Here is a 20,294-nt window from a genome sequence, read left to right on the forward strand (position 1 = left end):
CCTAGTCCGCAATCAGCCTTATGTATAAATCTTAGCTAATAATCATTAGCTAACACTTTTTGGAATGGATCGGAGTGTCATTATGATGTCATTAATTACCACCTATAACGGGTTGCACCAACAGGTGTTTGGTCGGCTTAACCTGCTTGAGGGCTTTGCCCCTTTATTACTACGCTTATACCTTATTCCAGTTTTGTGGATGGCAGGAACCCACAAGATTGATTTAACCACGCTAATGCCTTTTGAAAATACCGTGGCCTGGTTTGGTAATCCCGAGTGGGGTCTGGGGCTGCCGCTGCCAACTTTAATGGCGTTTATGGCGGGCTGGACTGAAATACTGGGCGCTATTTTTCTGGCCGGTGGTTTTGCTGTTCGCTGGATATCTATACCGCTAATGGTCACCATGCTGGTGGCTGCCTTTACTGCCCACTGGGAATTTGGCTGGCAGGCTATTGCTGATGCTGGCGCACCGTTTGCCAATGAGAGAGTGATGGAGTCCGCGGATAAGTTGGCCGCCGCCAAATCCATTTTGCGTGAACATGGTAATTACGATTGGCTAACCAGTAGTGGCTCGGTGGTGATTTTAAATAGTGGTATCGAGTTTGCCGCCACTTATTTTGTTATGTTGTTTGCTTTGCTATTTACCGGTGGTGGTCGATATACCAGTATCGACTATTGGCTGAGCCGCCGCTTTAAACCCTCCGTCATTCCCGCGCAGGCGGGAACCCAGTAAACGTGGATTCCCGCCTGCGCGAGAATGACGGTTAATGGTGACCATACAATCGCTTCTGTTCCAGGAACAGACTATTAAAGTCAGCCCCGCTTAGGGGCTTACTGAAAATATAACCCTGCAACTCGTCACAACCTAATGCTTTTATCATAGTAAGCTGTTCTTCCGTTTCAACACCTTCTGCCACTACATTCAGCGATAAATCGTGGGCCAGTTTTACAATATTACCGGCAATTTTTAAATCGGTCTTATCAGACACAATTTCAGCGACAAAAGATTGGTCTATTTTCAGACTATCTACCGGGAAGCGTTTTAAATAACTCAAGGAAGAATAACCCGTGCCAAAATCATCCAGCGATAATTTAACCCCCAGCGACTTTAATCGCTGCATGGTATTAATCGCCTCTTCGGCATTATCAATAATGGCCCCTTCAGTGATTTCCAGCTCAAGGTTTTGTGGTGGTATTTTGCCGCTATCCAGTACTGCAGAAATGGTATCTACCAAATCGCTATGGTTAAACTGAATGCCAGAAATATTAACCGCAATACTTTCAAAGGAAGGATATGCAGCTATCCACTTACCTGCTTGCTTACAGGCCTGCTCTAAAACAAACTCGCCAATCTGCCAGATAATACCGGTTTCTTCCGCAATAGGAACAAACTCGGCGGGGGATACCATACCGTATTTTTCAGAATTCCAGCGTAGCAAAGCTTCCGCGCCTACAATTTTACCAGTTTGTAAATTGACCTTGGGTTGGTAATTAAGAAATAGCTCGTTTCTTTCAATTGCTGCCCGTAGTTCAGATTCCAGGTCCATACGGCGAACAATCTTTTCATTCAATTGTTCAGTATAAAACTGATAGTTATTGCGCCCTTTGCTTTTTGCGTGGTACATGGCGGTATCGGCTTTACGCAGTAATTCACCGCTGCTGTCGCCGTCACTGGGATAAAGAGCAATGCCAATGCTGGGGGTAACCAGCAGCTTATAGTCATCAACAGTAATATGTTCCGACATCACCTTTAACAACTCGTCGGCCACTTTAGCTGCAGAGTAGGGGGCTGGAATATCTTCTACTAAAATTGCAAATTCATCACCACCCAGCCGGGCAACAGTATCCATTTTTCTGGTTCGCAGTTTTAATCGCTTACCCACCTCAATCAGTAACTGGTCACCGATATCATGCCCCAGTGAATCATTAATATTCTTAAACTGGTCAAGGTCAATAAACAGCAATGCATGTTTTTCATTGGTGCGTTTGGATTTGCCAATAGCATGTTGCAAACGCTGCTGGAATAGCGTGCGGTTTGCCAGTCCGGTCAGGCTGTCGTAGTAACCCAGTTGGCGCAGTTTATGTTCATATTCTTTTCTTTCTGATATGTCCCTGATTGCAACAATCTGTGCGGCTTGCTGGCTGAATGAACCATTTTTGCTGCGAATTTCTACCGTTATGGCAGTGCCATCCTTTCTGGGTATAGAAAATTCAATCGCGTTATTATCAGCATTAGAGATATGCTTTAACAAATCAGGCAGGTCATTCTTTGCCATAAAAGACTCGCCGCTACTACCAATCAGGTCTGCCGGCGCGACACCTAATAATTGGGTGCAGACCTGGTTGGCATCAATGATAATACAATCCTGGAAAATTAAAATGGCTTCAAAGGTCGAGTCTGCCAAATCGCGCCAACGTCGTTCATTTTCCTGATAGGCGAAGTCAGCCATTCTTTTATCAGTAATATCATGCAGTGTACCGATTATCATAGGCGTTTTTTCGCCCTGTCGATTTCTATGGAAATCGGCTTCGGCTAAGTAGTAGCGGATGCTACCGTCGGGGTGCTGCAATTTAAATTCAGATTGAAACGCTTCAGCATGAGCTTTGCCCGAGCCAAACGATAGCTTAAGCTGCTCTTGTTCTTCCGGTGAGGCCAGTTGCAATAACTGGTCAAAACTATTGCCAGAATTCTTAGGTAACTCCGGAAGAATTTTTTGTGCACTTTCTGAAAAAAGAAATTCGTTAGTTTCTGTATTCCATGACCAATCACCATAATGAGCAATGCTTTGTGCCTGGGTTAATTGTTGCTCGCGCCGTTTTCTATTATCAACTTCCATGCTGAGCTGCTTGTTAATATTATCAATGCTCGATGTCATGCCACTGCCCCAGGCAATCATTTTAAACACGACACATAAGTTCAATAGATTACTGGCTGTCAATGTCGGCATAGAGCTTTCAGGTAGAACGGCAGCCGCCATCACAGGCAAAAGAATAAACAAGCTGCCTGCCAATGGGAATACAGCAGGGGTATAGCCGCTATGCAGGCGAATGGCGGAGGCCAGGATAATGATAATAGTTGCAATATATCCAGCCAATATTGTTGCGTGTTCGGCTGCTGCTTGTGACCATGAATACATAGGGATTACGGCTAAAGCGAGAACGGCAGTAGCGAGTAAGATTTTATCCAGCGAAGGATTGTGCTGCTTTAACATCAGGAAATTATGAATAAAAAAGGCACTGGCAATAATATTTAAAGAGGAGCCAAAGATTGTTAAAAAGTCGACCAGTTCACTAGTGCCCGGGAGTAACACTTTAATAGTGCCCTGATTGCAGGCGATCTGTAGGGTTACCGCCACCAGCACCCCAAGAAAATATAGAAAGGTGCGATCTTTTAGCGTGAAATAAATATTCAGGGTATAAATAAACAGAGCCAGTAAAATACCGTAAATAATGCCCAGCTGCCTATTAAGGTCACCCAAATAAATGGTTTGGCTATGGTCGCTGTACAGCCTGGCAGAAAAGTGCACGCTTGAATTATTATCAACTTTGAGTAAGAAGTTTTGTGTTGCATTTGCTGCAACATTAAACTGAAGTAAATTGATTCTTTGCTGCCTATCCCGGCTGCTGTTGATATATTGGTCTCCGCTGCGGTCTATCAGGGTGTATTCAAGATTGCTGGAAATATTGTTGTTGTCAGTGTACAGCTCGATATTATTAAGCCGGGCATTATCACACTCTAACCATAAGTTAAGCCTTTCATCTGAGGTGTTTGTTAATGAAAAGCTAAACCAGTAACTGCCGGATGTGCGGTTGAACCGTTTTCCGTCCTCCGCCAATGCTTCAAAGTCATCACTGGAAATCCGCGAAACAACTTCATTCAAGGAGAGTTGTCGATCAATATCCGTTAACACTTTGGTGTGCGGCAGTAACAGAAGATAGGTGTTAGGGTCGTTGTTGATTTCAACCGTAGCCTGGCTTGAAGCGAACAGGCTGTGCAATATCAGGCCAAGGGCTACCAGCCACATGCGTAACTTATTGGTTTTGAAAATGCGGTGTACGCAGTGGCTTAGCCAATTACCCATTCATTAAAGATAGCAGATAGTTGCGTTTTATCCTGTAATGGTGGGGCCTGAGTTCCTGGGCGGCAGGCAATTCAGATAAATAGTGCGCCTGGGGGGCATTTTGGCCTGATTGCATCTTCTTATGGAGAATGGTGTTAGAATGCGGCCCACATTGAATATGAGAGATTAAAGCATTGATAGGCAAGCTTTTTGGCAAGAAGAAAACCCCCGCCACCCATGGTGATTCAGCCTCGACAGAACGTAAGTCCGGGGGCAAATCACCGGCGTCCAACAAGTCGGGAAAATCTGCAAAACCAGGGCATCAAAAATCCGGGAATCAGCAAAAAACCGCCCGTAGCAACCACCGTAAGAGAAAGGCCAAACCAGCGGCTCCCCAGTGGACGATTGATCAGTTTCCCGTTCCTGAGATGGAGGGCAAAACCCGTTTTCATGATTTGGACCTTGATGATCGCCTGATGCATGGTATTGCCGACTTGGGTTTTGAATACTGCTCACCCATTCAGGCGGGCGTACTGCCGCAAACCTTACAAGGTCAGGATGCAATAGGTAAGGCGCAAACCGGTACCGGTAAAACTGCTGCGTTTTTGGTGACCATTATCCAGGATCTGCTCTCCAATCCAATTACTGACGAACGCTATGCCGGTGAACCTCGAGCGCTGGTTATCGCACCCACCAGGGAATTAGTGGTGCAAATTGGCGACGACGCAAAAAACTTAACCAAGCACGCTGGCCTTAACGTAGCCACATTAATTGGCGGCATGGATTACAACAAACAGCTCAATCAGTTAAAAGGTGAGCTGGTTGATATTGTGGTAGCTACCCCGGGGCGTTTACTGGATTTTCAAAGTCGCCGCGATTTATTTTTAGACCAGGTAGAAATTTTGGTTATCGATGAAGCCGACCGGATGTTGGATATGGGCTTTATTCCACAAGTGCGCCGCATCGTGCGTAGCACGCCCAACAAAGATCATCGTCAAACCCTGTTGTTTAGTGCCACCTTTACTCCGGAAGTATTAAGCTTAACTGAGCAGTGGACCTATCAGCCTTTCTCATTAGAAATAGAACCTGAAAGTGTCGCCACCGATACCGTTGACCAAAAAGTCTATATCGTCGCCGCCGATGAAAAACTGGCGTTGCTGAAAAATATTATTAAATTACCGGAAGCGAAAAGCGTCATTGTATTTGCCAATCGCCGTGATCAAACTCGCAAGCTCTATGAAGGCTTGCGCAAAGACGGCGTAAAATGCGGTATTTTATCGGGAGAAATCCCACAAAATAAACGCTCCCAAACGCTGGCGCGTTTTAAAGAAGGTGGTATTCAGGTACTGGTGGCAACTGATGTAGCGGGGCGTGGTATACATGTCGATGGTATCAGCCATGTCGTCAATTACACCTTACCAGAAGACCCGGAAGATTATGTTCACCGCATTGGTCGCACCGGCCGCGCAGGCGCTACGGGTACTTCAATCAGCTTCGCCTGTGAAGACGATGCCTTTTTACTGGCACCCTTAGAAGAAATGTTAGGTAATAAACTACCTTGTGAACAACCGCCAGTAGAATTACTCAGCTAACTACCCCCCCCTCCGTCATTCCCGCGAAGGCGGGAATCCAGTGCTGTCAATTTCCGCCTTAGCGGAAATAACAGCATAACCATGCAGTCTGGATCCCCGCCTTCGCGGGAATGACAGCGGATCCCCGCCTTCGCGGGAATGACGGCTATAGGGCCGCGGGAGCTGTGTCCTTTTTCATTTCCCTCGCCCAGTAAGCAGTCGCACCGCAAACCGCCGCCGGCATAATAATTAAATTCACCAACGGAATCATCGTCCCCACCATCACACTGGCACCAAAGCCGGCTGATGTCAGTCGCATCAACTTAATCCGCTGTTTCATATCCCTAAAACTCACCTGATGATTATCCATCGGGTAATCACAATACTGAATCACCATCATCCAAGAGCCTAATAAAAACCAAAGCATCGGCGCCAGTGCATTAATCAAGGGAATAAAACTAATAATCAACACTAGCAATGCCAGGGGAATATAATAAATAAGCTTGGCCAATTCACGGCCAATACTTTTAGGGAACGATAACAGCGCCTGCCCGATTGTTTCAAAGCCGGGCACCTCTTTACCGGTTAAAAACTCCTCGGTTTTCTCCGCCAGCAAAGCATTAAAAGGTGAGGCAAGAATATTAGCGATCACACTAAAGGTATACATCACCACCGTTAAAATCAGAATCAACACCAAGGGCCAAAGCACCCAGCGAATAAACGACAACCAATCCGGCACCCATTCCATAGCCGCTTCAATCCAGCCACTAAATTGCGCAATTGTCAGAGTAATTAGCACCGAAAAAATCACACTATTAATCGCCAGCGGTATTAACACAAATAGCCTTAATCCCGGTTGGGTAATTAACTTAAAGCCCTCGATTAAATAATTAAAGCCAGTAACTGGGTTACCTTTCATGGCTATTCCTTTTAAAGTTCTTTAGCAAGTGAATTGACGCTTTCGGCGCAGGCTTGGCAAATACAGCGCTTCATATCGCCACGCTGGTTGGCTTGTTCTATCAGCTCTTCAGGTATGTTGACTTCCATACACCAGCAGTTGCTGGCTTCGGCATTATTGGCGATAGCGCAGCCATTGGCTTCGCCACAGATCGGGCAGCTTTGTTGTGCAGATAGGGTCATAGCTCGCTATTGTAGGGGTTTTACCGTGCCTGTCGATACCCCGCTACTATTACGGGTTATGGCCCGCCATCCCTTCAGGTATAATGCCTGCCATTAATCAATAATCAGGTTTGGTAGTGATGGACGTAAAGCAATATATGGCAGATGTCGGGCGTAAAGCCAGGCAGGCTTCCAGGGCAATGGCGGCAGCTGATACTGGGGTTAAAAACCAGGCGCTGCTGGCAACGGCTGCTGCGATTGAGTCTTCCCGGGCGGCATTAATAGCGGCCAATAAGCAAGATATGGACAATGGCGTAGCCAATGGCCTTGATGCTGCATTGTTGGATCGTCTTGAGCTTACCGATGCCCGTATCGATACCATGATTGAAGGTCTGCACCAGGTTGCCTCCCTAACCGACCCCGTCGGTGAAATCACTGATTTAAGCTATCGTCCTAGCGGTATTCAGGTGGGCTCTATGCGCGTACCTTTGGGCGTTATCGGTATTATTTATGAGTCCCGCCCTAACGTTACTGTCGAGGCGGCCAGCCTGTGCCTGAAATCGGGTAATGCGACTATTTTGCGTGGTGGCTCTGAAGCTATCCATTCCAACCAGGCCATTGCCGCCTGTATTGAGCAGGGGTTAAAAGCTGTCTCACTACCTGCCGAAGCCGTGCAGGTGATTGAAACCACAGACCGTGCAGCGGTGGGTGAGTTAATTACCATGCCTGAATTTGTCGACGTGGTCGTACCTCGCGGCGGCAAGGGCTTGATTGAACGTATTTCCAAAGATGCCACGGTAACCGTGATTAAGCATCTGGACGGTATTTGTCATGTCTATATAGACGATCAAGCTGACCTTGATAAAGCCTATGCCATTGCCATGAATTCCAAGACTCACCGTTATGGCACCTGCAACACCATGGAAACTCTGTTAGTTGCCGAAGCGGTGGCTGCTTCTATATTGCCGCGTCTGGCGGAAGGCTATCAGCAAGCCGGTGTTGAGTTACGCGGCTGCGAGCAAACCCGTGCCATTATTACCGATGCGGTTGCTGCTACCGAAGAAGACTGGAATACCGAATATTTGGCGCCTGTACTGTCTATTAAAGTGGTGCCGGGTCTGGATCAGGCGATTGAGCATATCAACCAATACAGCTCCCAGCATACCGATACCATCGTCTCAGAGAACTACACCCGCGGTCGTCGTTTTATTCGCGAAGTGGATTCCAGCTCGGTAATGATTAATGCCTCCACCCGTTTTGCCGATGGCTTTGAATATGGCCTGGGTGCGGAGATTGGTATCTCCACCGATAAAATCCATGCCCGTGGGCCTGTCGGGCTAGAGGGCCTGACCTCACAGAAATATGTGGTACTGGGCGATGGCCATGTGCGTACTTAAGGCTCTATGAAGAGCATTGCACTATTTGGCGGTACCTTTGACCCTATTCACCAGGGGCATGTGCAATCGGCGATTGAATTAAAGCAGCGTTTAGCGCTGGATGAGTTGAGGTTAGTGCCTTGTCATCTGCCACCGCACCGGGCGACCCCAGGTTGTTCTTCCCGGCAGCGTCTGGCGATGGTGGAATTGGCCATAGCCAATACTGGCTTGCAAGTGGATGACCGCGAGCTACACCGGGATAGCCTCTCATACAGTATTGATACTTTAGAGTCCCTGCGCAGCGAGTTAGGTGACAAAGTCTCACTAAGCTGGGTTATGGGCACCGACGCCTTCGCCGCCTTCGACCGCTGGCATCGCTGGCAGGATTTTTTAACCGTGGCGCATCTAATCGTGATGAAGCGCCCCAACGAAGTGTTACCAGAAACCGGCCCCGTAGCAGAGTTGATAGCACAACACCGCACTGATTCCGCAGAGGTACTGCACCAGCAGCCCGCGGGTACTATCCGGTTTGAAAGCCTGACACCTTACCCGGTGTCGGCCACAGAAATCAGAGCTGCACTAAGCCGCCAGCAAGCAGCAAGTGTTAAGCTTGAAAATACAATGGCCGAGGCCGTACTACACTATATCCAAACGCATCAGCTTTACGGCTATCAACCCTAGCCTGGCCGATGTCACTCAACTGAGGAAACCAACACAGTTTATGAATGCTGATGAAATTAAAGAGATCGCCCTGGAAGCGTTAGATGATTTAAAAGGCCGAGATGCCGTCACCCTGGATGTAAAACCCATGACTGATATCACCGACTATATGGTGATTTGTACCGGTACCTCCAGCCGCCACGTAAAATCACTGGCTGACAATGTAGCCATTGAACTGAAAAAACGTGGCCTGTTAGCCCTGAGTATTGAAGGTGTAGACCATTCAGCAGAGTGGGCACTGGTCGACTTTGGTGATGTGGTTGTGCATATCATGCTGCCAGAAACACGGGACTTTTATGACCTTGAACGCCTCTGGTCAACACCGCCCGAAGAAGCCGAAGCCGAATAATGCGCATCAATAGATAATAATAAGATGCGTATACGAGTCATCGCAGTGGGCACTAAGATGCCCAAATGGGTAGAGCAGGGTGTAGATGAATACACCAGGCGCCTGCCCCCTGAACTCAAACTGGAATTTAAAGAAATAGCTCTGGGCAAACGCGGCAAAGGGGCGGATATCCAACGCGCCATTCATAGCGAAGGCCAGCAAATGCTGGCGGCTATTGGCCAGTACGACCGGGTGATTGCGCTGGATGTACTGGGCAAACCCTGGCCCACAGAAAAGCTGGCGGGCGAGTTGCAAAACTGGCAACTGGAAGGCGACAATATCAGTCTGTTAGTCGGTGGGCCCGATGGCCTGGCAGCGGAGTGCTTGCAGCGTGCCAGCCAGCGTTGGTCACTGTCGGCCTTAACCTTACCGCATCCGTTAGTAAGAATTGTGCTGGCTGAGCAACTTTATCGCGCCTGGACGATCAATAGTCGTCATCCTTATCATCGCTAGACATAGAACGGTCAACTATTAATGGCAGAGCAGGTCGCCTTAAAAGATCCCTATACCGAGAAACGTATTTACGGTGCGCGCACGGTATTTGCCGCGCTAGTGGTGTTTGCCTTGCTTTTCCTATTAATGATCCGCTATTTCTCCCTGCAAATTACCGAGCACGAAACCTACCGCACCCAATCTGACCGCAACCGCGTTCAACTACAACCGGTGCCCCCCAAGCGTGGCCTGATCTATGACCGCAACGGTGTGCTGTTAGCAGAAAACCGCGCCAGCTATAGGCTCACCATTATCAAAGAAAGGGTTGAAGATTTAGGCGAAACCATCGAGCTATTGCAGCAACTGATTGATATTGATGATGACCGGATTAAAAAATATCGCCGTCTGGTTAAGCGCAGTAGACCTTATGCTGCAGTGCCGTTAAAACTTAAACTGACCCCTGAAGAAATTGCGATTATTTCTGTAAACCGCTATCGCTTGCCGGGAGTGGATGTTGATGCACAACTAGCTCGCCATTATCCACAAGGTGAATTATTTGCTCATGTGCTGGGCTATGTAGGTCGCATCAGCGAAACCGAGCAGCTGGAAATCGATGAGGTGAATTACAGTGGTACTAATGAAATTGGCAAAATCGGTTTAGAAAAATATTACGAAGATGTACTGCATGGCAAAGTAGGTTATCAAAATGTAGAGACCAACGCCCGTGGCCGGGTATTGAGGATTTTAGAGCGCACCAACCCCGAGCCCGGTGCCGACTTAACTTTGCATCTTGATGCCCATGTACAAAAAGTTGCTCATCAAGCCCTGGGTGATGAGCGCGGCGCAGTCGTTGCCATCGACCCCAGAACCGGCGGTATTATCGCCATGGCCAGCACCCCAAGTTTCGATGCCAATTTATTTGTGGGGGGTATTAGCACCAAAGACTATAGCCGCCTGCGTGACTCGATTGACCTGCCGTTATTTAACCGCGCCTTGCAGGGCCAATATCCTCCTGCCTCAACCGTAAAACCTCTCTATGGTTTGGCCGGCCTGCACTACGGCGTTATCACCCCGCAAAGCAAAGTCCGCGATCCCGGCTGGTATAAATTGCCCAATGATGAGCGTATGTACCGCGACTGGACCTGGCAAAAGAAAAAATCTGGCCATGGCGCCTTTGTTGATTTGGAGCAGTCTATCGTCGAGTCCTGCGATACTTACTTTTATGATCTGGCCTATAACATGGGTATTGATCGCATCCACGATTTTATGCAGCCTTTTGGTTTTGGCAGAAAAACCGGTGTTGATAATACGAATGAGCGCAGCGGCTTATTACCTTCAAAAGACTGGAAGCGTATTTATAAACGCAGTGCCTGGTTTCACGGTGAAACCTTAAGTGTAGGTATTGGCCAGGGTTATTTACTGGCAACCCCTATGCAGTTGGCCAGCGCCATGGTTACCATGGCTAATCGCGGCAAGCATTTTTCACCCCGTTTTCTTAAACGCATGGGCGATGAAGAATTACCGGTGCCAAAGTTACCAACGGTAAAAGTCGAGGCAGAACATTGGAATGCCGTCAGCCATGCGATGGAAGAAGTAGTACACGGCAGAAAGGGAACCGCCAACCGAATTAACCGTGACTTAAAGTACCGTATAGCCGGTAAAACCGGCAGCGCCCAAATTATCGGTATTGGCCAGGATGAAATCTATGATGAAAAACAGGTCGCCAAACGCAAAAAAGACCACGGTTTATTTGTAGCTTATGCCCCCGCCGACAACCCCAAAATAGTGGTGGCTATTATTGTTGAAAATGGCGCTCACGGTTCCTGGGTGTCACCTATTGCTCGCAAAGTATTTGATGCCTACTTATTGGATCAGGGCGAGTTGGCTAACGAGAGCTCTTCTGGCCTGATCGCCGAAACCACACTGGAGGGCGCAGGCCTATGAGCCAGGATTTTGTTCGGCAAATGCCAGACCGCTCATCGGACCTTGCCCGCCCAATGGGCTTTTGGCAGCGGGTGCATATTGATCCTTTGATGTTGATATTATTGCTAATGCTTACGGCTTTTGGCCTCGCGGTTTTATACAGTGCCGCTGGCCAAAGTGCTGGCACAATGATGCGCCAGGGGCGCTTTTTGATTATCGCCTATATTGGTATGTTAGTGGTGGCGCAGTTAGATGTGGAGCGCATTAAACGCCTTGCGCCGCTGGCTTATTTAGTGGGTATCGCCTTGCTGATTGCGGTTCCCTTAGTCGGGGTAGGTGCAAAAGGTGCCCAGCGCTGGTTGAGTTTAGGTGGTTTCCGCTTCCAGCCCTCGGAGGTAATGAAACTGGTAGTACCTATGGCAGTGGCCTGGTATTTTGCGGGTAGAGCCTTGCCGCCCAGGGTTGAACATATTATTGCCAGCTTGATAATGATTGCTGTGCCGACTTTGTTAATTGCCCGGCAACCTGATTTGGGTACCTCCATTCTTATTGCGGCTTCCGGTTTGTTTGCTTTGTTTTTGGCGGGTATTGGTTGGCGTTTTATTTTTGGTGCCGCAGGTTTGTTAGTCATATCGGCCTACCCGATGTGGCAATTAGTATTACATGATTATCAAAAAACCCGCATTCTGACACTGCTTAACCCTGAAAGTGATAAGTTGGGGGCAGGCTGGAATATTATCCAGTCGAAGACGGCTATCGGTTCCGGTGGTTGGGACGGCAAAGGCTGGCTTAATGGCACGCAATCACAATTAGATTTTTTACCGGAAAGCCATACTGATTTTATTATTGCGGTACTGGCTGAAGAGTGGGGTTTGCAAGGAGTGATTGCCCTGTTGCTAATTTATCTCGCCATTATTATTCGCGGTTTATGGATTGGTATGAATGCCCAGCACAGTTTTGGACGTTTGTTGGCCGGTAGTATTACCTTAACCTTTTTTGTGTATGTGTTTGTGAATATGGGAATGGTGTCCGGACTGTTGCCGGTGGTGGGGGTGCCTCTGCCGTTAGTGAGCCAGGGGGGTACATCGCTGGTGACCCTGTTAGCGGGCTTTGGTTTGTTAATGGCCATTAGCACTGAGAAGCGAATGATGGAGCAGTAGCTATATTTTTTGCGGGTAGGGCCCGCGGGAGTGGCATTTAGTGGGCAGTTAGTTACACTGGGGCTGATGACGTAGCTTGTAAACAATCACTGAATAAAAAATGGATGCTGTTGTGAAAATATTTTCAAGTAAAACCCTGGTGACCTTGTTAGCCTTACTGGTTGTTTGTTTTTCTGCGCCTTTCGTCCTGGCGTCTGATTATAGCAACCATCCCCAAGCCAAAGCTTTTGTTGATAAGATGGTGACAGAGCACGGTTTTAAACGCGCTTACGTGCAACAGTTAATTAATGGCGCTGTACGCAAACAATCTATTCTTGATGCGATTTCTCGCCCCGCAGAAAAAACCAAAACCTGGGGTCAGTATCGGAAAATTTTTGTCACCAAAACCCGTACCCGTCAGGGTAAAGAATTTATGCAAAAGCACGCCAAAACACTGGCCCGTGCCGAGCGTGACTTTGGTGTGCCAGCGGAGGTAATTAGCTCAATTATTGGTGTAGAAACCCGTTACGGTCGCAATACCGGTAGCTACAGGGTACTGGATTCATTGGCAACCCTGGGTTTTGATTATCCGAAAAGGGGTAAGTTTTTCACCAGAGAGTTAGAAGAGTATTTACTGCTGGTCAGGGAGCAAAAATTTGACCCAACGCAGATAAAAGGCTCTTATGCCGGCGCTATGGGTTACGGTCAGTTTATTTCCAGCAGCTATCGTCACTATGCGATTGATTTCGATGGTGACGGCGTTGCCGATATTATTAATAACCCGGTCGATGCCATCGGTAGTGTGGCCAATTATTTTAAAGCCCACGGCTGGCAGCCCGGTGAGCCAGTAACTTATACCGCGATGGTAACCGCCGATCACAATGCGGATATTGCTAATCAAAAGTTAAAGCCCAAGTTTACTGTTGCCGAACTTGAAGCCGAGGGCTATCAGTCAACGGTGGTTATAGAGGGCGAGCAGATGGCAACAGCTATGCGCCTTGAGGGTGATGACGGTATTGAGCACTGGCTGGGCCTGAAGAATTTTTACGTAATCACGCGATACAACCACAGCAAGCTTTACGCTATGGCTGTTTATCAGTTGAGTGAAGAATTAAAGTAACAGCGTTATCCCCTTAAAGGAACGTCATTCCCAGGAACGTCATTCCCGCGAAGGCGGGAATCCAGCCTGCATGCTTATGCTGTTATTTCCGCTAAAGCGGAAATCTACAGCGCTGGATTCCCGCCTTCGCGGGAATGACGGGGTAGGTCGGAATGATGGGCCTGGTGGTGGGGACGACGGAAAAATGCAGAGCTACCCTATTGAATTACCGTCTATTACATTGCCTATTAGTACCCCTGATACTAGTAAGCTGCAACGCAACCAAAGGGCTGTTTGAAGAACAAGACAGCGCCCCCCGACGCACCGTTGACCCGTCAACCATCAAAGATGCCGTGCCCCGTGAAGATTTAATTACCCGTGCCGGCAATAAAAACCCCTATACCGTTTTGGGTAAAACCTATCACCTTTTGCCAACCAGCAAAGGCTACAAAGAAGAGGGTATCGCCTCTTGGTATGGCACCAAGTTTCACGGTAGGCCTACGGCCAATGGTGAGCCTTATAGCCTCTATGGTATGACCGCAGCCCATAAAACCCTGCCCATCCCCGCCTATGTCAAAGTCACTAATTTGGCCAATAATCGTACCGCAGTTGTGCGGGTGAATGACCGTGGCCCCTTTCATGCGGACCGGGTTATTGATTTATCCTACGCGGCGGCGGTCAAGCTGGGTTATGAGGAGCAGGGTACCGCCAGGGTATTGATTGAGACCATAGAACCCAATAGCTATGACACAGAGCTGGCTGATGCTGAGAATCCCCGGCAATATATCCTGCAAGTGGGTGCCTTTAAGAGCCTGCAATCGGCGGCCAAGCTAAGGGCTGAGCTGATTTTGGGCACCAGTCAGGAGGTCAATATTCGCCCCACAGAACCCGCCGGTTACTACCGTGTACAGCTGGGACCTTTGAATTCCATGAATGAGGTCAAACAGCTTAGCGAGCAGTTATTGGAGTTTAATATCAGCCAGCCGCGAATTATCGCTGAATAAGCTCGTTAGCCATTGAGATTAATGGCTTGGGAGCTACCAAGTACTTGTTTTCAGCGCTACATCCGTTACCATTTGCGACACTTTTCTTACCTTTAACAAGTTTGCTACTTATGCGTACATATTTGGTTGTTCTGTTTTCCCTGTTGGTTTCCTCCTTAGCTACTGCGGCCCCCGCAATTATCCCATCTCCACCCGCTATTGCAGCTAGTGGTTATATATTGATCGATGCTGATAGCGGTGAAGTAATAACCTCCAAAAATGCCGATGAGCGCCTGCCACCAGCAAGCTTAACCAAGTTGATGACCAGCTATGTGCTGTCGGTTGAGTTGGAAGAGGGCAATGTCTCCAATGATGATATGGTCACCATCAGTAAAAATGCCTGGGCGCAAAACCCGGTTTTTGCCGGTTCCTCTTTAATGTGGATTGAGGTGGGCAAACAAGTCAATTTGCACGACCTGCACTTGGGTGTTGTTATTTCATCAGGCAATGACGCCACTGTAGCAGTAGCAGAGCATTTGGCCGGCAGCGAAAGCGCCTTTGCCGATGTGATGAACCAGCATGCGCAAGTGTTAGGGATGAATGATTCACACTTTGTTAATTCACATGGCCTTCCGGATACTGATCACTATATGACAGCCCGCGACCTTGCGACCTTATCCAAAGCCATTTTGAAATATCCCGATGAGTATGCGCTTTATAGTGAGCCGGATTTTACCTACAACAATATCCGCCAAACCAACCGCAACCGTCTGCTATGGAAAGATGACAGTATCGACGGTTTAAAAACCGGCTATACCAAAGAGGCCGGCTACTGTTTGGTAGCCTCTGCCAAGAAAAATGGTATGCGTTTAATCTCTGTGGTGATGGGCGCCAAGAGTCAGTTAGGCCGTGAAATAGAAACGCAAAAATTATTAGCTTACGGTTTCCGTTATTATGAAACCCATCAGCTTTATTCTATGGGTGATGAATTAACCGATGCCAAAGTGTGGGCCGGCACCGCTGACCAGGTCAGGTTGGGTGTTGAGCGGGACATTCATTTAACGATTCCCCGGGGCAAGCATAAAGATATTAAAGCGGTGATGAACCTGAATGAAGTGATTAAGGCGCCGGTTACCAAGGGCAAAGAGTATGGTGAGTTAGTGGTTACTCTTGATGGCGAAGAGTTATTACGTGAGCCTCTATTAGCCTTACAGTCTGTAGAGCAGGGAGGTTTATTTAAACGCCTGTGGGATGCGATCGTGTTATTTTTTACCTCGTTGATTAATATTTAAATAATTATCGTAAACCCCCGTCATTCCCGCGAAGGCGGGAATGACGGGGGTTATTGCTGCCGAAGCCTGTTGCCGGTGCTAACGGCTCACGATAGGAAATTGAAGCGCACTATGAGCGAACAAGAACCCCCTAAAATAGAATTCCCCTGCGAATACCCGATTAAAATTATGGGGCGGCAATCTCCTACTTTTAAAGAAGTTGTACTGGAGGTTATGCGTAAACACGCAGGCGATATTAGTGACGCGCAAATTAAAGACCGCGCCAGCGGCAAAGGTACTTTTGTGTCTATTACCGTCACCATTACTGCCACGGGCAAACCTCAACTCGATGCCATCTTTGAAGACTTAAAAGCCACCGGCGTCGTACAGATGGTGTTATAAGTTGCTTATTATTCGCGACCTGGGTTTGGCTGCTTACGAGCCGGTATGGCAAGCCATGCAACACTTTACCGATAACCGCGATGAAACCACCGCCGATGAAATTTGGCTGCTGGAACATCCCGCTGTATTTACCCAGGGGCAGGCTGGCAAAGCCGAGCATATACTAGCCCCCGGTAGCATCCCGGTTATCCAGGTTGACCGCGGTGGCCAGGTCACTTATCACGGCCCCGGCCAGCTGGTCGCTTATTTGATGATCGACTTGCGTCGCAGTGGCATGGGAGTTAGAAATCTGGTTACTGCCATTGAAGAGGCCATTGCCAGCGTATTGGCTGGGTACCAGATTGAAGCCGCCCCAAGGGCCGATGCCCCTGGTGTCTATGTGCAGGCCGGGCAGGGCGCCAAAATTGCACAATTGGGTTTACGGGTGCGCAAAGGCTGTAGTTTTCATGGCCTTAGCCTTAATCGCGATATGGACATGGAGCCCTTCCAGCGTATCAACCCCTGTGGTTATGCCGGTATGGAGGTCACCAGTATGCATCTTGAATTGGCTGAGCCCCCCAGCTACGAGCAATTATCCGGGCAATTGATCGAGCAGTTAGCCAGTGATCTCGGGTATACTGAGTGCCGGACTATAAGCGATGGCCAGCCAGGGCTAACGCAACATCTATGAAGCAGAGATAGTAATGAGTGATACCCCTACCCTTACCTCTACCCCAGCACCGGAAAAACGCCGCCCCAAAAAAGTGGTGCAAGGCGAAAAGCTCCGTGGCGCGGATAAAGTAGCCCGTATTCCGGTAAAAGTAATCCCCACGGTTGAGCTACCTAAAAAGCCGGACTGGATTCGGGTAAAAATGCCCATTAGTCCTGAAGTTACCCGTATTAAAAAAACCTTGCGTAAGCATAAGCTGGCCTCAGTCTGTGAAGAAGCCCAGTGCCCTAACTTAGGCGAGTGCTTTAGCGGTGGTACTGCCACCTTTATGATTATGGGTGAAATCTGTACCCGCCGTTGCCCGTTCTGTGATGTGGCCCACGGTCGCCCCAATGCGCTGGATGAAAACGAGCCCCGGGAACTGGCTATAGCTATTGCCGATATGGGTTTGAAATATGTGGTGGTCACTTCTGTTGACCGCGATGATTTAAAAGACGGTGGTGCCCAGCACTTCGCCGACTGTATCCGTGAAACTCGACTCTTAAGCCCTGAAATTAAAGTGGAAGTCTTAGTCCCTGACTTCCGTGGCCGTATGGATATTGCGCTGGATATTTTGATGGATGAAGCACCGGATGTGTTTAACCACAACCTTGAATCTGTGCCCAGTCTCTACAAAAAAATTCGTCCCGGTTCTGATTACCAGTGGTCACTGGACCTGTTAAAAAAATACAAAGAGCGTCGTCCGGATGTACTGACCAAATCCGGCTTGATGCTGGGCCTGGGTGAAACCCGTGAAGAACTGATTCAAGTGATGAAGGATATGCGCCAGCATAATATCGATATGATTACCCTGGGCCAGTACCTGCAACCCAGCCGTGACCATTTAGCGGTAGAGCGTTTTGTCACTCCGGAAGAATTTGATGAGTATGGCCGTATAGCGCAAGAGCTGGGTTTTAAATCCGTGGCCAGTGGCCCATTGGTACGCTCTTCCTATCATGCGGATAAGCAAGTTGACTTAAGTCTGTTGAAATAGTGTTATTACCTGATAATAATCCCCAAGGGTTGTAAACCATGTGGTTACTGATTAGCTATGTTTTTATAGCACTGGGCTTTTCCTTTCTTTGTTCTATAGCGGAAGCGGTATTACTCAGTGTGAGTAATGCCCATATCGCCTTGATGGAGCAGCAGCAAAAAAAGGCTGGCGAGCTGCTCAGGAAGATGAAAGAGGATGTCAATAAACCACTGGCCGCCATTCTTACCTTAAATACTATTGCCCATACCATTGGTGCGGCGGGTGCCGGTGCCCAGGCGGCGGTGGTGTTTGGTAGTGCCTATGTCGGTGTTGCCTCTGCGGTACTCACTTTATTGATTTTAGTCTTCTCTGAAATTATTCCTAAAACATTGGGCGCTCATTACTGGCGTCAGCTAGCACCGGTCACAGCTTATATGCTGAAGTACCTGGTGATTGTGTTATACCCCTTTGTTAAATTGTCAGAGTCCCTAATGGGTGGATTGACCCATGGACCAACACTGGCTGGTTTTAGTCGGCAGGAATTTGCGGCCATGGCAGATTTAAGCAGCCAGGAAGGACAGATTGCCGAACAGGAATCGCGCATACTGAAAAATATATTTTTACTACGGGCTACGGCAGTCACGGCGGCAATGACGCCTCGTACCGTGGTGTTTTCCTTGTCTGATGCGGTAACCGTAGAAGAGTTTTTCCATAAATATGACCACATCCCTTTTTCCCGTATCCCGGTGTACCAGGGTGAGCAGGAAAATATTACCGGCTTTGTTTTCCGCAGTGATCTGTTGCTAGCCAAAGCTCGCGGTAATGATAGCAAGCCCTTATCAAAGTACCGCCGTGAGCTTACCGCTATACCAGAGACTACCACGCTCTCCACTGCCTTTAATAATTTCCTTGAGCTGCGGATGCATATGTTGCTGGTGGTGGATGAGTATGGTGGCATTGAAGGTATTGTGACGCTGGAAGATATTCTGGAAACTTTATTGGGCCTGGAGATTGTCGACGAAAAAGATGATGCTGTCGATATGCAGGAAGAGGCTCGTAAGCTCTGGAAGCAGCGTGCCCAGCGTATGGGGATTGATAGTTAGTCTGAAGCGCTTGTGGTCTTGCCCTGGGTGAGGGTGGCGAGCTTTGCACCCGCCATAGTCGCAACCAGCTGCTCCAGTAAATCCCAGCTATTATCTTTGCGCATGCCTTTGACTGACTGATCAATATGGTTGGCGATTTTAATCAACTGCTGTAGCTGCTTGCTTCTTAGTCGTTGCAGGGCATTCCTCGTCACTGCCTTACGCTTATCCCATACCCGCTGGTTTTGTAAAACCCTGTCTATACCATTGCCTTGTTCAATTTGTTCAGCGCACTGGCATAGGGTGCGTAATTCACGGCTGAGTGCCCACAGTAAAACCGGCGGCTCAGTGCCTTCGGCTTTTAGGCCCTGCAGCATTCTCAGGCTGCCTTTGATATCGCCCTCAAGAGCGCGGTCTACCAGACCAAAGACATCGTAACGGGCGTTGTCAGCAACCGCAGCAGTAATTGTGTCAGCATCAATCACATCGGCGTTGGTATAAAGGCGAAGTTTTTCTATTTCCTGCACAGCGGCTAACAGATTACCTTCAACGCGTTCGGCCAACATTTGAATGGCTTCATTGTCGGCTTTTAAACCTACACTATTAAGTCGGTTGCTAATCCAGCGGGGGAGTTGTTTGGCATCAATCGGCCAGCACTGTATGGATGCGCCGGCGGCTTCTACATTTTTATACCATTTGGTGCGAGTTGAAGAGCCTTCGAGTTTGTTGCAAATAATTAGCAGTACATTATCGGGGGAAGCATTGGCGGCATATTCGGTTAAGGCTTTACCACCCGCGTCGCCGGGTTTGCCGGTTGGCATCCGTAGCTCAATCAGTTTGCGTTCAGAAAACAATGACATAGCAGCGGCGGAGGCTAATAATTCGCTCCAGTCAAAACCGGTTTCAACATGTAGCACTTCGCGACTAAAACCCTGCTTGCGACAATTGAGCCGAATAGCATCACAGCATTCCTGAACCAGTAAACTTTCATCGCCACTAACTATATAAAGCGGTAGCAGGCCTTGGCTTAAATTCTGCTGTAACTGGTCGGGGCGAAGGCGCATAAG

Annotated in this window: 19 protein-coding genes; 15 read left to right on the forward strand and 4 right to left on the reverse strand. The window is 48.4% G+C overall.

Annotation, left to right across the window (positions count from 1 at the left end; genetic code table 11):
- Positions 1-82 precede the first annotated feature (82 nt).
- Positions 83-733: a DoxX family protein gene (locus tag P8H32_RS06880; RefSeq protein WP_367279173.1), complete on the forward strand. Its 651-nt coding sequence runs from the start codon at positions 83-85 to the stop codon at positions 731-733.
- A 31-nt stretch (positions 734-764) separates the two neighbouring features.
- Here the strand turns inward: P8H32_RS06880 and P8H32_RS06885 are convergent, their stop codons facing one another.
- Positions 765-4,082 (reverse strand): EAL domain-containing protein, encoded by a 3,318-nt coding sequence (locus P8H32_RS06885; protein WP_301088890.1) that lies wholly within the window; start codon positions 4,080-4,082, stop codon positions 765-767.
- A 173-nt stretch (positions 4,083-4,255) separates the two neighbouring features.
- Between P8H32_RS06885 and rhlB the strand changes: the two genes are divergently transcribed.
- A complete protein-coding gene (rhlB, locus tag P8H32_RS06890) occupies positions 4,256-5,653 on the forward strand; it encodes an ATP-dependent RNA helicase RhlB (protein ID WP_301088891.1) in 1,398 nt (465 codons plus the stop codon).
- A gap of 145 nt (positions 5,654-5,798) precedes the next feature.
- On the opposite strand, the gene cysZ is transcribed toward rhlB, so the two are convergent.
- A complete protein-coding gene (gene cysZ / locus P8H32_RS06895) occupies positions 5,799-6,551 on the reverse strand; it encodes a sulfate transporter CysZ (RefSeq protein WP_301088893.1) in 753 nt (250 codons plus the stop codon).
- Positions 6,552-6,562: 11 nt separating this feature from the next.
- On the reverse strand, positions 6,563-6,772 hold the full coding sequence (locus P8H32_RS06900; RefSeq protein WP_297291317.1) for a cysteine-rich CWC family protein: 210 nt from the start codon (positions 6,770-6,772) through the stop codon (positions 6,563-6,565).
- Between the two features lie 119 nt (positions 6,773-6,891).
- Between P8H32_RS06900 and P8H32_RS06905 the strand changes: the two genes are divergently transcribed.
- The 13 genes from P8H32_RS06905 (at position 6,892) to P8H32_RS06965 (ending at position 19,248) form a co-directional block, all read left to right on the forward strand.
- Positions 6,892-8,148 carry a glutamate-5-semialdehyde dehydrogenase gene (locus P8H32_RS06905; RefSeq protein ID WP_297291316.1) on the forward strand — a complete coding sequence of 419 codons (1,257 nt, stop codon included), beginning with the start codon at positions 6,892-6,894 and terminating at the stop codon, positions 8,146-8,148.
- Positions 8,149-8,154: 6 nt separating this feature from the next.
- Complete coding sequence (gene nadD / locus P8H32_RS06910; protein ID WP_297291315.1) at positions 8,155-8,808, forward strand: nicotinate-nucleotide adenylyltransferase; 654 nt, start codon at positions 8,155-8,157, stop codon at positions 8,806-8,808.
- Between the two features lie 40 nt (positions 8,809-8,848).
- Complete coding sequence (gene rsfS, locus P8H32_RS06915; protein WP_297291314.1) at positions 8,849-9,196, forward strand: ribosome silencing factor; 348 nt, start codon at positions 8,849-8,851, stop codon at positions 9,194-9,196.
- Positions 9,197-9,220: 24 nt separating this feature from the next.
- Positions 9,221-9,688 (forward strand): 23S rRNA (pseudouridine(1915)-N(3))-methyltransferase RlmH, encoded by a 468-nt coding sequence (gene rlmH / locus P8H32_RS06920; protein ID WP_301088896.1) that lies wholly within the window; start codon positions 9,221-9,223, stop codon positions 9,686-9,688.
- A 21-nt stretch (positions 9,689-9,709) separates the two neighbouring features.
- On the forward strand, positions 9,710-11,611 hold the full coding sequence (gene mrdA, locus P8H32_RS06925; protein ID WP_297291312.1) for a penicillin-binding protein 2: 1,902 nt from the start codon (positions 9,710-9,712) through the stop codon (positions 11,609-11,611).
- A complete protein-coding gene (gene rodA, locus P8H32_RS06930; protein ID WP_297291311.1) occupies positions 11,608-12,750 on the forward strand; it encodes a rod shape-determining protein RodA in 1,143 nt (380 codons plus the stop codon). Before mrdA ends, rodA begins: the two co-directional genes overlap by 4 nt.
- Positions 12,751-12,868: 118 nt before the next feature.
- Positions 12,869-13,849: a lytic murein transglycosylase B gene (gene mltB, locus P8H32_RS06935; protein ID WP_301088990.1), complete on the forward strand. Its 981-nt coding sequence runs from the start codon at positions 12,869-12,871 to the stop codon at positions 13,847-13,849.
- Positions 13,850-14,001: 152 nt separating this feature from the next.
- On the forward strand, positions 14,002-14,832 hold the full coding sequence (locus P8H32_RS06940; RefSeq protein ID WP_297291310.1) for a septal ring lytic transglycosylase RlpA family protein: 831 nt from the start codon (positions 14,002-14,004) through the stop codon (positions 14,830-14,832).
- A gap of 110 nt (positions 14,833-14,942) precedes the next feature.
- Positions 14,943-16,103, forward strand: coding sequence for a D-alanyl-D-alanine carboxypeptidase family protein (locus tag P8H32_RS06945; RefSeq protein ID WP_297291309.1), 1,161 nt, complete (start codon positions 14,943-14,945; stop codon positions 16,101-16,103).
- A 111-nt stretch (positions 16,104-16,214) separates the two neighbouring features.
- Positions 16,215-16,484, forward strand: a complete 270-nt coding sequence (locus P8H32_RS06950) for a DUF493 domain-containing protein (RefSeq protein ID WP_297291308.1) — start codon at positions 16,215-16,217, stop codon at positions 16,482-16,484.
- Position 16,485: 1 nt separating this feature from the next.
- A complete protein-coding gene (gene lipB, locus P8H32_RS06955) occupies positions 16,486-17,154 on the forward strand; it encodes a lipoyl(octanoyl) transferase LipB (protein WP_301088899.1) in 669 nt (222 codons plus the stop codon).
- Between the two features lie 13 nt (positions 17,155-17,167).
- Positions 17,168-18,166 (forward strand): lipoyl synthase, encoded by a 999-nt coding sequence (gene lipA, locus P8H32_RS06960; protein WP_297291306.1) that lies wholly within the window; start codon positions 17,168-17,170, stop codon positions 18,164-18,166.
- Positions 18,167-18,204: 38 nt separating this feature from the next.
- Positions 18,205-19,248, forward strand: a complete 1,044-nt coding sequence (locus P8H32_RS06965) for a CNNM domain-containing protein (protein ID WP_297291305.1) — start codon at positions 18,205-18,207, stop codon at positions 19,246-19,248.
- On the opposite strand, the gene holA is transcribed toward P8H32_RS06965, so the two are convergent.
- On the reverse strand, positions 19,245-20,291 hold the full coding sequence (gene holA / locus P8H32_RS06970; protein WP_301088903.1) for a DNA polymerase III subunit delta: 1,047 nt from the start codon (positions 20,289-20,291) through the stop codon (positions 19,245-19,247). The two genes, P8H32_RS06965 and holA, sit on opposite strands and share 4 nt — an antisense overlap.
- Between the last annotated feature and the right edge of the window lie 3 nt (positions 20,292-20,294).

It is taken from the genome of Oceanicoccus sp. (genome assembly GCF_029238675.1).
Classification (GTDB): domain Bacteria; phylum Pseudomonadota; class Gammaproteobacteria; order Pseudomonadales; family Dasaniaceae; genus Oceanicoccus.